General features: G+C 32.8%; 9 protein-coding genes, 3 tRNA genes and 3 rRNA genes. 3 read left to right on the top strand and 12 right to left on the bottom strand.

Annotated elements, in window-relative coordinates; all coding sequences use genetic code 11:
- Position 1: 1 nt before the first annotated feature.
- Positions 2-904 carry a myo-inosose-2 dehydratase gene (gene iolE / locus KMP11_RS00075; protein ID WP_215755924.1) on the bottom strand — a complete coding sequence of 301 codons (903 nt, stop codon included), beginning with the start codon at positions 902-904 and terminating at the stop codon, positions 2-4.
- A gap of 303 nt (positions 905-1,207) precedes the next feature.
- On the opposite strand from iolE, the gene KMP11_RS00070 reads away from it, so the two are divergent.
- From KMP11_RS00070 to KMP11_RS00060, 3 genes are all read left to right on the top strand, one after another.
- Positions 1,208-2,803 (top strand): solute:sodium symporter family transporter, encoded by a 1,596-nt coding sequence (locus KMP11_RS00070; protein WP_215755925.1) that lies wholly within the window; start codon positions 1,208-1,210, stop codon positions 2,801-2,803.
- A gap of 66 nt (positions 2,804-2,869) precedes the next feature.
- The gene (locus tag KMP11_RS00065) at positions 2,870-3,166 is read left to right on the top strand and encodes a PTS sugar transporter subunit IIB (RefSeq protein WP_215755926.1); all 297 of its coding nucleotides are present in this window, start codon (positions 2,870-2,872) and stop codon (positions 3,164-3,166) included.
- A gap of 6 nt (positions 3,167-3,172) precedes the next feature.
- Complete coding sequence (locus KMP11_RS00060) at positions 3,173-3,481, top strand: PTS sugar transporter subunit IIA (protein ID WP_215755927.1); 309 nt, start codon at positions 3,173-3,175, stop codon at positions 3,479-3,481.
- A gap of 124 nt (positions 3,482-3,605) precedes the next feature.
- Here KMP11_RS00060 and KMP11_RS00055 read toward each other — a convergent pair whose 3' ends face one another.
- The 11 genes from KMP11_RS00055 to dnaA all read right to left on the bottom strand — a co-directional run bounded on the left by KMP11_RS00055 (position 3,606) and on the right by dnaA (position 14,426).
- Positions 3,606-4,808 carry a hypothetical protein gene (locus KMP11_RS00055; RefSeq protein ID WP_215755928.1) on the bottom strand — a complete coding sequence of 401 codons (1,203 nt, stop codon included), beginning with the start codon at positions 4,806-4,808 and terminating at the stop codon, positions 3,606-3,608.
- Positions 4,809-4,831: 23 nt separating this feature from the next.
- Positions 4,832-4,972, bottom strand: a complete 141-nt coding sequence (locus KMP11_RS00050; RefSeq protein ID WP_215755929.1) for a hypothetical protein — start codon at positions 4,970-4,972, stop codon at positions 4,832-4,834.
- A gap of 95 nt (positions 4,973-5,067) precedes the next feature.
- Positions 5,068-5,182, bottom strand: a 5S ribosomal RNA gene (gene rrf, locus KMP11_RS00045).
- Between the two features lie 58 nt (positions 5,183-5,240).
- Positions 5,241-8,123, bottom strand: a 23S ribosomal RNA gene (locus KMP11_RS00040).
- A 100-nt stretch (positions 8,124-8,223) separates the two neighbouring features.
- Positions 8,224-8,299: transfer RNA gene (locus tag KMP11_RS00035), tRNA-Ala, on the bottom strand.
- 42 nt (positions 8,300-8,341) lie between these two features.
- Positions 8,342-8,418, bottom strand: a tRNA-Ile gene (locus tag KMP11_RS00030).
- A gap of 60 nt (positions 8,419-8,478) precedes the next feature.
- A 16S ribosomal RNA gene (locus KMP11_RS00025) occupies positions 8,479-10,035 on the bottom strand.
- Together the 16S, 23S and 5S rRNA genes with 3 tRNA genes alongside form the textbook arrangement of a ribosomal RNA operon.
- Before the next feature lie 104 nt (positions 10,036-10,139).
- Positions 10,140-10,213 (bottom strand) — tRNA-Gly (locus KMP11_RS00020).
- A 236-nt stretch (positions 10,214-10,449) separates the two neighbouring features.
- Positions 10,450-11,640: an MFS transporter gene (locus KMP11_RS00015; RefSeq protein ID WP_215756706.1), complete on the bottom strand. Its 1,191-nt coding sequence runs from the start codon at positions 11,638-11,640 to the stop codon at positions 10,450-10,452.
- A gap of 24 nt (positions 11,641-11,664) precedes the next feature.
- The gene (gene dnaN, locus KMP11_RS00010) at positions 11,665-12,804 is read right to left on the bottom strand and encodes a DNA polymerase III subunit beta (RefSeq protein ID WP_215756707.1); all 1,140 of its coding nucleotides are present in this window, start codon (positions 12,802-12,804) and stop codon (positions 11,665-11,667) included.
- 155 nt (positions 12,805-12,959) lie between these two features.
- Complete coding sequence (gene dnaA, locus KMP11_RS00005; protein ID WP_215756708.1) at positions 12,960-14,426, bottom strand: chromosomal replication initiator protein DnaA; 1,467 nt, start codon at positions 14,424-14,426, stop codon at positions 12,960-12,962.
- Positions 14,427-14,646 lie beyond the last annotated feature (220 nt).

The raw sequence follows: 14,646 nt of genomic DNA, 5'->3' as shown, positions 1-14,646 counted from the left end.
TCTATTTATATTTTCTTAATGTTTGCATATAGTTATATCCTTTTATCGCATATTCTAAAGGATTTGCTATTTTAGGATCTTGTTCTGCTTCAACAACAATCCAACCCCTATAATTCATATCTACTAAAAATTCATAAACTTCTCTGTAGTCAATACAGCCGTCACCAGGAACAGTGAAAATACCATGTAAAAAGGAATTTAAGAAACTCATATTTTCTTTAACTGCTTCTTCTAACTTTTCTAGACGAACATCTTTAAAATGAACATGCCCAATACGATCTTTAAATTCTTTTAATAAAGGCATATATTCTCTATCAGAAACGTAAATATGACCTGTATCATATAATAAATAAACTCTAGTTGGATCTGTCAACTCCATTAGTTTACGTGTTTCTTCTAAAGTTTGTATTCCTGTTCCCATATGATGATGATAACACAATTTTAAACCATGATCATTTGCTATTTTCCCCAAAACATTTAAACCATCTGCCAAACATTCAAATTCTTCTTTTGTATAAAATGGTTTTTCTGTATAAACACAAACATCCGTCATGCCTTGAATACTTCTACTTTGCTCTGAATAAACTGCAACATCTGCTCCTACTGCTTGTAAAAAACTACAATGTTTCGTGAAATCTTCAATTGACTTTTCCAGTCCATCTCTAATTAAATAACCACTAAACCACTGTCCTGCTATACGCATATTTCTTAAAGATAACTCTTTATTTAATTCATCAGGGCAAGCGGGATAACATCCTCCTATCTCCGTTCCTTCAAAACCTACTAATTTTGCATCACTTAAAATTTGTTTATAGGTATTCTCCTTTCCTATATCTGGAATATCATCATTTCTCCATCCGATTGGAGCAATTCCATATTTTATATTCGTAACCTCGTAAGACACATTTCTTCCTCCTTATTTTGATTATATTTTGAGTTTGTTTTTATTAACTTATATTAAAATTATACACATTTATTAAAACGTTGTCAACTGTAAAAATACATGTAATAAAATCAAAAAAACACAATAAATTCTTTGTTTTAGCACAACCTTACACTGTAATATATAGAAAAAATTTTTATTTTTTAATTAGTAAACGTTGACAAAAAATTATTTTTATTTTAATATATATATATCAAAGGTTAAGTTTTGATTATATTTTGATTGTAACGAAACCTTAATAATATTTTTAGGAGGTTCCATATAATGGGATTATTTTCAATTATTTCATTTTTAGTTATTATTATCTTTGTTGCTTTATATGCCTATAATAGGAGTAAAAGCACTGTAGATAGTACAAACGAGGAAGGTTATTTCCTAGGGGGTAGGAGTTTAACTTCTTTTGCTATTGCATCTACAATCATTATGACCAACTTATCTACCGAACAAATTGTTGGTCAAAATGGGCAATCTTTTAAAGTAGGTATGGAAGTTATGGCTTGGGAAGTAACTGCCGCTATAACTCTTGTAGTTTTAGCTCTTGTCTTCCTTCCACGATACTTTAAATATGGTATCAACACGATTTCTGATTTCATAGAAGTTCGTTATGATACAATGACTAAGCGTGTTGTTTCAGTCTTATTTATGTTTACATATATAGTTTCCTTTTTACCAGTTGTATTGTATTCTGGATCATTAGTATTCAATAAGATTTTTAGGGTAGATCAAATTTTAGGAATTTCTAGTGGGGCTTCTGTTGTTGTAATTTCATCATTCATCGGAGCTGTTGGAATTTTATACCTGCTACTGGGCGGAATGTCTCTTGGAGCTTATAGTGATACAATTTACGGGGTTGGTTTGATTGTTGGAGGTTTAGCTATTCCTGTTATTGGACTTATCATTTTAGGTGATGGCAGTTTCTTAGCTGGTATTGAACATATTGTACAAAATAGTCCAGAAAAATTAAATTCAATTGGAGCCATAGATTCAGAAATTGTTCCTTGGCCTACTCTATTTTTTGGTATGTTATTCAATAACCTATTTTTCTGGTGTAGCAATCAAATGATCGTACAAAAAGCTCTTGCTGCTAAAAATTTAAAAGAAGCTCAAAAAGGAGCCTTAACTGTAGGTTTCTTCAAGATTTTTGGTGCATTATTCTTGGTATTTCCTGGTATTTTAGCTTTTAATATGGTAGGAGATAAAGTTACAAATCCTGACGATGCTTACCCTACTTTGATTGTACACATCTTGCCACAATGGGCACTTGGAATTTTTGGAGCTGTTATATTTGGAGCTATCTTATCTTCTTTTGTAGGTTCACTAAGTAGCACAGTTACACTATTTACACTAGATATTTATAAACCTATATTTGGAGAAAATAAAGATACAAGGCAAATAACTCGTATTGGTCGTCTAGTAACTCTTGCTATCGGTGTATTAACAACAATAATTGCTCCTTTAATAGCTTTATTCCCTCAAGGTCTTTATGCTGTTGTTCAAGAGTTTAATGGAATTTACAATATGCCTCTATTAGTTCTTATTCTTGCAGGATTCTTTGCAAAACGAGTTTCTGCTTCTGGAGCAAAATGGACATTTTTCATTCATATACTACTATATGGTTTATCAAAAGTATACTTAAGTAATATCCATTTCCTATATGTTTTAAGTGTTTTATTCTTCCTAGATCTTATAATATTACTAACATTTAGTAAATATGGTAGAACTGAAGAATTTGACTTTAACACTTATAGTAGCGAATTAGACCTAACACCTTGGAAAAATAGATATTTAGTAAGTACTGTTGTTGTTGTAACAGTAGTTGCTACATACTTACTATTCTCTCCTCTTGGTCTAGCTAAATAAATTTTATTAAATAATTAATTTAAGAAATTATATATTATTTCAAATTAAAAAAAAGGAGTTATTTATATGAAACAAATTGTTATTATTTGTACAGCTGGAATTTCTAATACATTACTTGTTCGTAACCTTAAAGAAGAGGTATCTTTAAAAAAACTAGATTATAATATCGTAGCAACTCCAGCAACAAATGCAGATGAAGTATTAAAAACAGCTGACGTTGTTTTACTTTCACCTCAGGTTGCATTTGCAAGAAGAAATATTTGTCAAAAAACAAACTCACCTGTAGAAGTTATAGAGCCAAACGCTTATTTAAACCACGATGTTTTAGCAATCTTAGAATTTATTGATCAAATTATAAAATAAAATATTATGACAAAAAATACTAAAATTTCAATGACAATGATTACTTATGCAGGATTAGCAAAAAGCAATTTTATAGAAGCAATACAAGAAGCAAAAATATCAAATTTTGAAAGTGCTAATAAGCTATTAGAAGAAGGTATTTCTTATTCTGTTCAAGCTCATAAAGAACATTCTAAATTACTTCAATCTTTTGCTTCAGGAATAGATATTCCTATTGACTTACTTCTTATTCATGCAGAAGACCAATTAATGAACGTTGAATTGTTAAAAACTATTACAGAAGAATTTATCGAGCTTTACAAAAAATTATTATAAAACACTAACAAAAAAATAAAAAAGTATTTTCTAATTTATATAAGAAAATACTTTTTTTATTAAATTTATACTATCTAGAAAACATAATTTCTAATAATTCTTTAAGTACTATATAATATTCATTTTATAGCTGATTTTTATCTCTATATATCAAAGTATATTTTAAAATTTTATTGGTAAGTAATATATAATTTATTAGATATAATAAAGATAGCATTTTAAATATGTATTCAGGTATATATTCACTATCGAAAAATAAATAATTAACATAAGTTATTAAACCTATAAAAAAAGGTATTATGCCAAAAATTGCAAATTCTTTTTCTAAAAATAATATAACAATAAAAAGTAAATCTAATAAATATCCGTATCTATCATGCATACCTGTTAAAAATATTAAACATGTATAAACTGTCCATATAGTTAACAGCATAAATACTTTATTGTTATTAATATTTATATTATTTTTTACAATGTAATATATTCCCGATAATAAAACCATCCCACACAACAAAATAGAAATGTATCTTATTGTTTGAATATAGCTAGCTTCATAAGTTGGTGCTATCCATGACCATAAACTTGGAAAATTAATCCATATATAAGGCTCTTTTGTTTGTCCTAAATAAACTTTAATTGGATCCAGAAAACTTCTACCATAAATAAATCCAGGTATACATAAGATATACATACCTAAAAATGTAAAAAATCCTAATTTTATAATACTAAATTTTTTATTTATAAAATAATAATAAATAAAGGTAGGTAAAATAAATATTGTTTGTAATTTAAAAGAAAATGCTATTCCTAAAACTAAAAATGATAAGTTAAATTTTTTTTTATTAAATAAAATTAAAGATATTATTATAAATGAAACGTATATAGAATCAGCTTGTCCCCAAAAACCAGAATTAAAAAATATTGTTGGTAATAATAATACTATACTGTACATATAAGTAAAGTATTTAATTTTTTCTTTTTCAACAAATTCCATAATTAATATACCCATAGCTATAGCTAAAATAAAATCGAAAAATATTGAAAATAATTTATATCCTATTATAGGATTTATTGAAGTAGAAGACAATAAACTTATAAAAAATTGATAAGGTATATTATAATTACCTATTTCATATCCTATAGATTTTATACCTCCTAATCTTATAGCTTCATAATACCAAGGTAATAAAAAAAATTTCATATCACCTGAAATATAATCAATAGAAATCAACCTAATAGATAAAGCAAAAATACTTACTGTAGAAAGAAAATAAAATGTTATATTTTTTTTTATATGATTTAAAAATTTTTTATCTATATAAAGCATGTAATCCCCTTATAATACTAATATTAGTATATTCTATCATAATTAATATAAGCTACCTTTATATTAAGTTCATTAAATGTAGAATTTATTTTTTCTAATGCTTCTAATATACTTTTTTTATTTTTTTGAGTTATAGTTAATAATTTTTCATCTTCAAGATACATAATATTACCTCCATTTATATAGTATAATGTTACACTATTTTTTTTATAAAATCAAATCAATAAAACAAAAAAAGAACCCATAAGGGTTCTCTAAAGCCTGGCAACGTTCTAATCTCGCAGGTTCTAAGACCAACTACCCTCGACGCTAAAGAGCTTAACTTCTGTGTTCGGTATGGTTACAGGTGTGTCCTCTTTGCTATCGCCACCAGACGAAAACTTTATATATATTATATTATATCCAATCTACTTTGTCAATTCCAAAACTTACTTGATTAAGTCTTCGACCTATTAGTTTTAGTCAGCTCAATGTGTTACCACACTTACACTCCTAACCTATTCTCCTTGTCGTCTTCAAGGGGTCTTATACTACGTGGGAAATCTCATCTTGAGGGGGGCTTCATGCTTAGATGCTTTCAGCTCTTATCCCGTCCGTATTTAGCTACCCAGCTATGCCACTGGCGCAACAACTGGTACACCATTGATACGTCCATCCCGGTCCTCTCGTACTAAGGACAGCTCCTCTCAAATTTCCTACGCCCACGACGGATAGGGACCGAACTGTCTCACGACGTTCTGAACCCAGCTCGCGTACCGCTTTAATGGGCGAACAGCCCAACCCTTGGGACCGACTACAGCCCCAGGATGCGATGAGCCGACATCGAGGTGCCAAACCTCCCCGTCGATGTGGACTCTTGGGGGAGATAAGCCTGTTATCCCCAGGGTAGCTTTTATCCGTTGAGCGATGGCCCTTCCATTCGGTACCACCGGATCACTAAGTCCTGCTTTCGCACCTGCTCGACTTGTCTGTCTCACAGTCAAGCTCCCTTGTGCCTTTACACTCTCTAAATGATTTCCAACCATTCTGAGGGAACCTTTGAACGCCTCCGTTACTCTTTAGGAGGCGACCGCCCCAGTCAAACTGCCTACCTGACACTGTCTCTGAGTTTTCTATTCTCTAGGTTAGAATTCCAATACAGCAAGGGTAGTATCCCAACATCGCCTCCTCGTACACTGGCGTGCACGTCTCCTAGGCTCCTACCTATCCTGTACATACTGCATCAAAATTCAATATCAAGCTACAGTAAAGCTCCATGGGGTCTTTCCGTCCTGTCGCGGGTAACCTGCATCTTCACAGGTACTATGATTTCACCGAGTCCATCGTTGAGACAGTGCCCAAATCGTTACGCCTTTCGTGCGGGTCGGAACTTACCCGACAAGGAATTTCGCTACCTTAGGACCGTTATAGTTACGGCCGCCGTTTACTGGGGCTTCAATTCATACCTTCGCTTGCGCTAAGCACTCCTCTTAACCTTCCAGCACCGGGCAGGCGTCAGCCCCTATACTTCACCTTGCGGTTTTGCAGAGACCTGTGTTTTTGATAAACAGTCGCTTGGGCCTATTCACTGCGACCACATCTCTGTGGCTCCCCTTCTCCCTAAGTTACGGGGTCATTTTGCCGAGTTCCTTAACGATGGTTCTCTCGCTCACCTTAGAATTCTCTTCCCAACTACCTGTGTCGGTTTGCGGTACGGGCACCTCTTATCTCGATAGCGGCTTTTCTTGAGAGTTTGGTTTTAGCAACTTCGCTACTTGTTTTCGCTCCCCTTAACGCTTCATGATTATGCTTGGCGGTTTTTCCTACCTCGCTCACTTTGCGCTTAGACGTACTATTCCATCAGTACGATTGCTTAACCTCCTCTGTCCCCACTTCTCTCAATTGATATTTGGTGGTACAGGAATTTCTACCTGTTGTCCATCGGCTTTTCCTTTCGGATTCACCTTAGGTCCCGACTTACCCAGGGCGGACGAGCCTTCCCCTGGAAACCTTAGTCTTTCGGTGGATAGGATTCTCACCTATCTTTCGCTACTCACACCGGCATTCTCACTTCTAACCGCTCCACCTCACCTTCCAGTTCGGCTTCACCGCTGTTAGAACGCTCTCCTACCATATAACATTAGTTATATCCGCAGCTTCGGTTGTTTGTTTAGCCCCGGTACATTTTCGGCGCAATGTCACTCGACCAGTGAGCTATTACGCACTCTTTAAATGGTGGCTGCTTCTAAGCCAACATCCTGGTTGTCTGTGCATCATCACATCCTTTTCCACTTAACATACAATTTGGGACCTTAGCTGGCGGTCTGGGCTGTTTCCCTTTTGACTACGAACCTTATCACCCGCAGTCTGACTCCCGTTTATATTTATTTGGCATTCGGAGTTTATCTGAATTCGGTAACCCGGGATGGGCCCCTAGTCCAAATAGTGCTCTACCTCCAATAAACTTCTAACGAGGCTAGCCCTAAAGCTATTTCGGAGAGAACCAGCTATTTCCAAGTTCGATTGGAATTTCTCCCCTACCCACAGCTCATCCAAACACTTTTCAACGTGTCCTGGTTCGGTCCTCCATTCAGTGTTACCTAAACTTCAACCTGGCCATGGGTAGATCACTTGGTTTCGGGTCTACTCCATCATACTATTTCGCCCTTTTAAGACTCGCTTTCGCTTCGGCTCCATGTCTTCCACTTAACCTTGCATGATAGAGTAACTCGCCGGTTCATTCTACAAAAGGCACGCCATCACACTTATATAGTGCTCTGACTAGTTGTAAGCACACGGTTTCAGGTTCTTTTTCACTCCCCTCCCGGGGTTCTTTTCACCTTTCCCTCACGGTACTGGTTCACTATCGGTCACTAGGTAGTATTTAGCCTTGCCAGATGGTCCTGGCTGTTTCCAACGGAATTTCTCGTGTTCCGCTGTACTCAGGTTCTATCTCTTTTCAATTTGCCATTTCGTCTACAGGGCTTTTACCTTCTTTGGCTCGCCTTCCCATGCGATTTGACTATGGCTTTTCTCCAATTTGTTGATAGTCCTACAACCCCCTAAAGCATGCTTTAGGGTTTGGGCTTTTTCCTTTTCGCTCGCCGCTACTTAGGAAATCGATTTTTCTTTCTTTTCCTGCAGGTACTTAGATGTTTCAGTTCTCTGCGTTACCTCCCTTTCGGGTGACAGCTTTTTATTTCTGCCGGGTTGCCCCATTCGGATATCTACGGATCTTTGATTACTTACGTCTTCCCGTAGCGTTTCGTCGTTTGTCACGTCCTTCTTCGGCTCCTAGTGCCAAGGCATTCTCCGTGTGCTCTTTTCTACTTAATCGTGTAGCTTTGGCTTCGTTTTTTCCTTGAACTCTTTTTCTCGGTTTTTCTCTTGTAAATCTTCTTTATAATATATATTCTGTTTTCATTGTGCAAATAAATGGTGGAGCCTAGGAGGATCGAACTCCTGACCTCCTGCGTGCAAAGCAGGCGCTCTCCCAGCTGAGCTAAGGCCCCACAATAATAATTGTTCTTCTATTAATATTTTATTTTAATTAATGGTGGGCCTAAATGGACTTGAACCATCGACCTCACGCTTATCAGGCGTGCGCTCTAACCAACTGAGCTATAGGCCCATATTATGTTTGAACACTCAAAACTAAAAGAAATTGTCAATGTTTTTCCTTTTTCCTTAGAAAGGAGGTGATCCAGCCGCACCTTCCGATACGGCTACCTTGTTACGACTTCACCCCAATCATCTACCCCACCGTGACCGGCTCCCTCCTTGCGGTTAGGCCACCGTCTTCGGGTGTTATAAACTCTCGTGGTGTGACGGGCGGTGTGTACAAGACCCGGGAACGTATTCACCGCGACATTCTGATCCGCGATTACTAGCGATTCCAGCTTCATGTAGTCGAGTTGCAGACTACAATCCGAACTGAGAATAGTTTTGTGAGGTTGGCTTGCTTTTACAAGGTCGCTTCTCTTTGTTCTTATCCATTGTAGTACGTGTGTAGCCCAAGTCATAAGGGGCATGATGATTTGACGTCATCCCCACCTTCCTCCAGTTTGTCACTGGCAGTCTATCTAGAGTCCCCATCTTACTGCTGGCAACTAGTTATAAGGGTTGCGCTCGTTGCGGGACTTAACCCAACATCTCACGACACGAGCTGACGACAACCATGCACCACCTGTATCAGTGTATTACCATAGGCAATAACAATTTAATCTCTTATCTCTTCACTGTATGTCAAGACTTGGTAAGGTTCTTCGCGTTGCTTCGAATTAAACCACATACTCCACCGCTTGTGCGGGTCCCCGTCAATTCCTTTGAGTTTCAGTCTTGCGACCGTACTCCCCAGGCGGAGTGCTTAATGCCTTAGCTGCAGCACTGAAGTCTTTTGACTCCAACACTTAGCACTCATCGTTTACGGCGTGGACTACCAGGGTATCTAATCCTGTTTGCTCCCCACGCTTTCGCGCCTCAGTGTCAGTTGCAGGCCAAAAAGCCGCCTTCGCCACTGGTGTTCCTCCTAATCTCTACGCATTTCACCGCTACACTAGGAATTCCACTTTTCTCTCCTGCACTCAAGTTTAACAGTTTCCAATGACCTTCCACGGTTGAGCCGTGGGCTTTCACATCAGACTTATTAAACCACCTGCGCGCGCTTTACGCCCAATAATTCCGGACAACGCTTGCCACCTACGTATTACCGCGGCTGCTGGCACGTAGTTAGCCGTGGCTTTCTGGTTAGGTACCGTCTCTACTGTATATAGTTACTATACAGTCATTCTTCCCTAACAACAGAGTTTTACGAACCGAAATCCTTCTTCACTCACGCGGCGTTGCTCCGTCAGACTTTCGTCCATTGCGGAAGATTCCCTACTGCTGCCTCCCGTAGGAGTCTGGGCCGTGTCTCAGTCCCAGTGTGGCCGATCACCCTCTCAGGTCGGCTATGCATCGTCGCCTTGGTAGGCTTTTACCCTACCAACTAGCTAATGCAGCGCAAAGCCATCTCATAGTGTCAGTTTTCTCCGACTTTTAATTTTTCTTCATGCGATTTTAATCTTATCCGGTATTAGCTACCGTTTCCAGTAGTTGTCCCAGTCTATGAGGCAGGTTCTTTACGTGTTACTCACCCGTTCGCCGCTAAAAGTTGTTGGTGCAAAGCTCCTACATCTTTTCGCTCGACTTGCATGTATTAGGCACGCCGCCAGCGTTCGTCCTGAGCCAGGATCAAACTCTCCAAATTTTATTTGTTTGTTTGTTTAGCTCTTTTAAAGTTTTTGTTGTCTTTTTTAACTTTTTTTGGAATTAACGTTGACTTTTTCTTTTAGTTTTCAATGTTCAAAATTTTGGAGCGGGTGATGAGAATCGAACTCACAACATCAGTTTGGAAGACTGAGGTTTTACCACTAAACTACACCCGCTTATTTATGTAATATTAAAGACTTTGATATTCTATTATAAAATATTTATTTTGTCAAGATTTTTAAAAAAAATAATTAGGTTATTTTATTATTAAATTGTTCAACTTGTGTCAAGACTTTTATAATTATACAGTATTTAAAAATCATTGTCAACATATTTTTTAAAAAAAATTTATAAAAAATGTAGTTAATTCTTATTCTTTATAAAAATTTTAGATTTAACTACATTTTATTTTTTAATTTTCTATTATATTTCCTTTTTTACTACAATGTATCATAGTAAATAACTGTATTATTGATATTACTAATAATACATAAAGAACATTATTCCAATCTGATATATCTTTTATATATCCTAAAACTGGGGGAAAAAACGCTGCTATTAAATAACCTACTGATTGAGATATTCCTGAAACTTTTGATGCTTCTTCTGAATTTGTCGTTTTTGATGAAAAAAGGTACATTACGTAAGAAAATGCTCCTCCTCCTGCTAAACCGTAAAAAATCATTAATATTATCATAAAAAAAAGATTTTTTCCTACAAATATTATACCAACTATAGCTATAAAGTAACTTAAAGCAGTTATTATTGGTATAACTAATTTATTTTTTAATTTATCTGCAATTATGGGGATGAGGAATGTTGCAGGAAATTGGGAAAATTGACTAATCGATATTAAAAAGCCTGCTTTACTATTGCTAAATCCTTTTGTTATCATAATTTCTCCAAACCAAGAAATACTACAGAAAAAAAGTGCTGATTGTAATCCCATACTTAATGTTAAACTGTATAATTTTGGATTTTTATATATTCTTGTTTTATATTTTTTAAATTTTTCTACACTTTGAATTTTAATATCTGCTTCTTTACTTAAAATATAAAATAATATCATTGCTAATATTGATATTATTATCCATATATTCAAAGCTAAACCTAAACTAAAATTTTTATTTATTATGTTTAATTGTACTAATGGATAACTTACTGCTGACGATATAGATGCACTTATAGCCATTATTACAGTATAAAAACCTGTCATAAGACCTAATCTAGTAGGAAAATATTTTTTTGTTATCCCTGGTAATAATATATTTCCAAAAGCAATTGCCATTCCCATGATAAATGTAGTTAAAAATATTACATTTTTATTTATGTAAAATCTTGCTAATAACATTAGACTTATTACAATAGTAGAATAAAATAATGTTTTTTCTAAACCATATTTTTTAGCTATTTCAGAAGCGAAAGGACTTACTATAGCAAATGCCAAGAGAGGAATTATTGTTATAAATCCTGCTACTGTATTGTCTATTTCTAATGTTTCTTTTATTGTTCCTATTATAGCACCTAAACCTGTTATAGGTGTTCTTAAAACTGAAACTAAAGTCACTATACATAATATTATTAATAAATTTTTATTTTTCATTAATTTTTTCCTTCTTACTTATTATTAATAAGTTCTTACAGGAAGTAAAACTTCTATTATATCTCTATGATAATCACTTGGTTGCATAGTAAATGCTGTTAGTTCTCCAGAAAATTTTATAACTACTTTTTCTGAATTTATGGCACCTATAGCTTCCTTTAAAAATTTGGCAGAGGCTGCTATTTCAAATTTACCTACTTGACTTTCTATTTCAGCAAATACATCTTCTTTTGCTGTTCCTAATTCTTTTGAATTAGATGTAATATTTATAATATTTCCATTTATAGTGAATTTTACTATATCATTTTTTTCATCCTTACTTACCAGCGAAACCCTATCGACTGCATCATAAAAAATTTGACTTTCTACATTTACTACACATTCAAAAGTAGATGGAATTAATTTTTCTGTATTGGGATATTTTCCACTTATAAGAAGTACATAATAAATAATATTTTCATAAATAAATATTACCCTATTATCTTCATAGTATATTTCTAAATTATTTTCTTTACTTTCTATTATTTTTTGAATAGATTGTAGGGCTTTTTTTGGAATTATTATATTAAATTCTTTATTTTCATTTAGATTATTTATCTTTAATTTTCTCTTACTCAATCTATGTGAATCTGTTGATGTAGCTGTTAAAACTTTTTCTTCTAATATAAAGTTTACACCTTCTAAAATAGGTCTTTGATCATTTTGTGCTGTACAGAATAATGTTTCTTTTGTTATGCTATTAAAAACAGTAGAATTTATTTCTAGTTTATTTTCTTTTGATACAGTTGGGAATTCTGGATATTCATTAGGTTCATAACCTTGAATATTAAATTCACTTTTTCCCGATTTTATTTTTATATATTGATTTTCTATTTCTATATCTATTTGATTAGTGGGTAATTTTTTTATAATTTCTATAAAATATCTTGAAGGTAAAACTGCTTCTCCTCCTCTTTCTACATTTATTATTTCTTTATCTTCATCCATTGTATTTATAAAATATTCCATAGATAATAAAGAATCACTTGCTTTTAATATCATTTTATTTTTATCAAGTTCTATTTTTATACCTTTTAATATTTCAAAAACAGGTGTAGGTGATAAAGCCCTCGATACTGTATTTAAGCCTTCTAAAAAATTATTTTTTAATATTGAAAATTTCATGTTATCTCCTTATATATTTATATATAATAAAATAATACTAATAATATATCTTGTTAAAACTTTTAAAAAATAAAAGAAAGAAAGATAAATTTAAATAAATAGTTTTTAAAAATCTGTTGAAAAGTTTGTTAAAAACTTTGTTATTTTTCAACAACTTATAAATTTGTAAGTTTTTCTTTTATTATTTCTATGTTTTCTAAAATATTATTTGTATTGTCAGCTATTAATGTTGTAATTTTTGTATTAGAGTAAAAGATAGAAGAATGGTCTTTATTGAATAACTTGCCTATTGCTGGTAAGGAAAGGTCTGTTAATTCTCTACATAAATATATGGCTACCATTCTAGGTGTTACTATCTCCTTATTTCTTTTTGCTGATAGCATATTATCAACAGAAATATTATAAAATTCAGAAGTTATATTTATAATATCTTTAGGTGAAATTTTTTTCTTAATATTTTTAATACGGTGTTTTAAAATATTTTCCACTAATTCAAGAGAAATATTTTTAGAATCTGCTTTAAATTTTATTTCTTTTAAAACCCCTTCTATCTGCCTAATATTATCAGTAATATTACCAGAAATATAACTTATTATAGAATCATCAATTTGTAGATTATTTTCTTGACATTTAAATTTAATAATAGCCATTCTGGTTTCGTAGTCTGGCGGAGTGATATCAGCTAAGACACCAGAATCAAAACGAGAAACAAGTCTATCATCAAGACCATCAAGTTCATTAGGTTCTCTATCACTGATAAGAACAATTTGTTTTTGAGCTAGATGTAATTCATTGAATGTGTGGAAAAAAGCCGTTTGAATACTTGTTTTTCCAGAGAAAAATTGAATATCATCTATTAAAAGTGCATCTATTTCTCTATATTTTTGACGAAATTCTTCTGCTAAATTTTTATGTTTGTTACCAGTTTGAATAGAATTAACAAAATCATTTAAAAATTGTTCAGAGGTAACACATTTTATTTTAAAATTAGGAAAATTTTTTTCCAATTCATTACCTATTGCGTGGAGTAAATGCGTTTTTCCCAAACCAACACCACCATAAATAAAAAGTGGATTGTGTTCTCCTGGATCATTTGCAGCCGAGTAAGCCAGGTTAAAGGCGTAGGTATTACCTTCACCAACAACAAAATTATCAAAAATAAAATTTTTATTTATACTAGTATTATCTTTTGATTTTGTAATATTTTTATTTGGTGTTGCTTGCTTATATTCATCAAAAATAAAAGATTGTGTCGAAAAAAGATTTTGAGAACCAGAAGGTTTATCTTTTGCTAAAAAATTATCAAGAATTATATCTTCTGTATTTTTTTTCTTTTCTATTTTTCTAACATCTTCTTTAATACTATTATCATCAAGATAATTATAGAAGATTTCAAAATCAAGACTTGTAGAATTTTTAACAATTTCTTTTATTTTAGAATCAAAAATATTTTTAAGATATTCAGAAATAAGACCGTTGTTACTGGTAATAGTAATTTGCTTATTTTTCATATCGACTAATTCAATAAAATTCGGTGCTATCCAGGTAGAAAAAACTTCTTCATTAAGCTCAGATTTTAATTTTTTAACAATAATTTCCCATAAAAAATTAGAATTACTCATAAAAAACCTCCTAAAAAGATTAAAAAATATTATAACATAAAAAAAAGTTTTCCACAACTTTTGAAAAAAATTTCAAAAACTTTTGAAAAAAAATAAAAATAAAAATTTTAAATTGTTAAAAAAATAAATTATTGTGGAAAAATAAAGAGTTATCAAAATATTTTTCAAAAGTATTAAGTATTTAAATAAAAGAAACAAGAAAACTTTTAACAAGTTTTAA

The sequence above is a fragment of the Gemella sp. zg-570 genome, assembly GCF_018866345.1.
Classification (GTDB): domain Bacteria; phylum Bacillota; class Bacilli; order Staphylococcales; family Gemellaceae; genus Gemelliphila.
Note: the sequence above shows the minus strand (reverse complement) of the source record. Positions and strands in the feature narration are given on the sequence as shown.

Coding starts and splice junctions, on each gene's coding strand:
- KMP11_RS00070 (WP_215755925.1), top strand. CDS start 1,208: ATGGGATTATTTTCAATTATTTCATTTTTAGTTATTATTATCTTTGTT.
- KMP11_RS00065 (WP_215755926.1), top strand. CDS start 2,870: ATGAAACAAATTGTTATTATTTGTACAGCTGGAATTTCTAATACATTA.
- KMP11_RS00060 (WP_215755927.1), top strand. CDS start 3,173: ATGACAAAAAATACTAAAATTTCAATGACAATGATTACTTATGCAGGA.
- KMP11_RS00055 (WP_215755928.1), bottom strand. CDS start 4,808: ATGCTTTATATAGATAAAAAATTTTTAAATCATATAAAAAAAAATATA.
- KMP11_RS00050 (WP_215755929.1), bottom strand. CDS start 4,972: ATGTATCTTGAAGATGAAAAATTATTAACTATAACTCAAAAAAATAAA.
- KMP11_RS00015 (WP_215756706.1), bottom strand. CDS start 11,640: ATGAAAAATAAAAATTTATTAATAATATTATGTATAGTGACTTTAGTT.
- dnaN (WP_215756707.1), bottom strand. CDS start 12,804: ATGAAATTTTCAATATTAAAAAATAATTTTTTAGAAGGCTTAAATACA.
- dnaA (WP_215756708.1), bottom strand. CDS start 14,426: ATGAGTAATTCTAATTTTTTATGGGAAATTATTGTTAAAAAATTAAAA.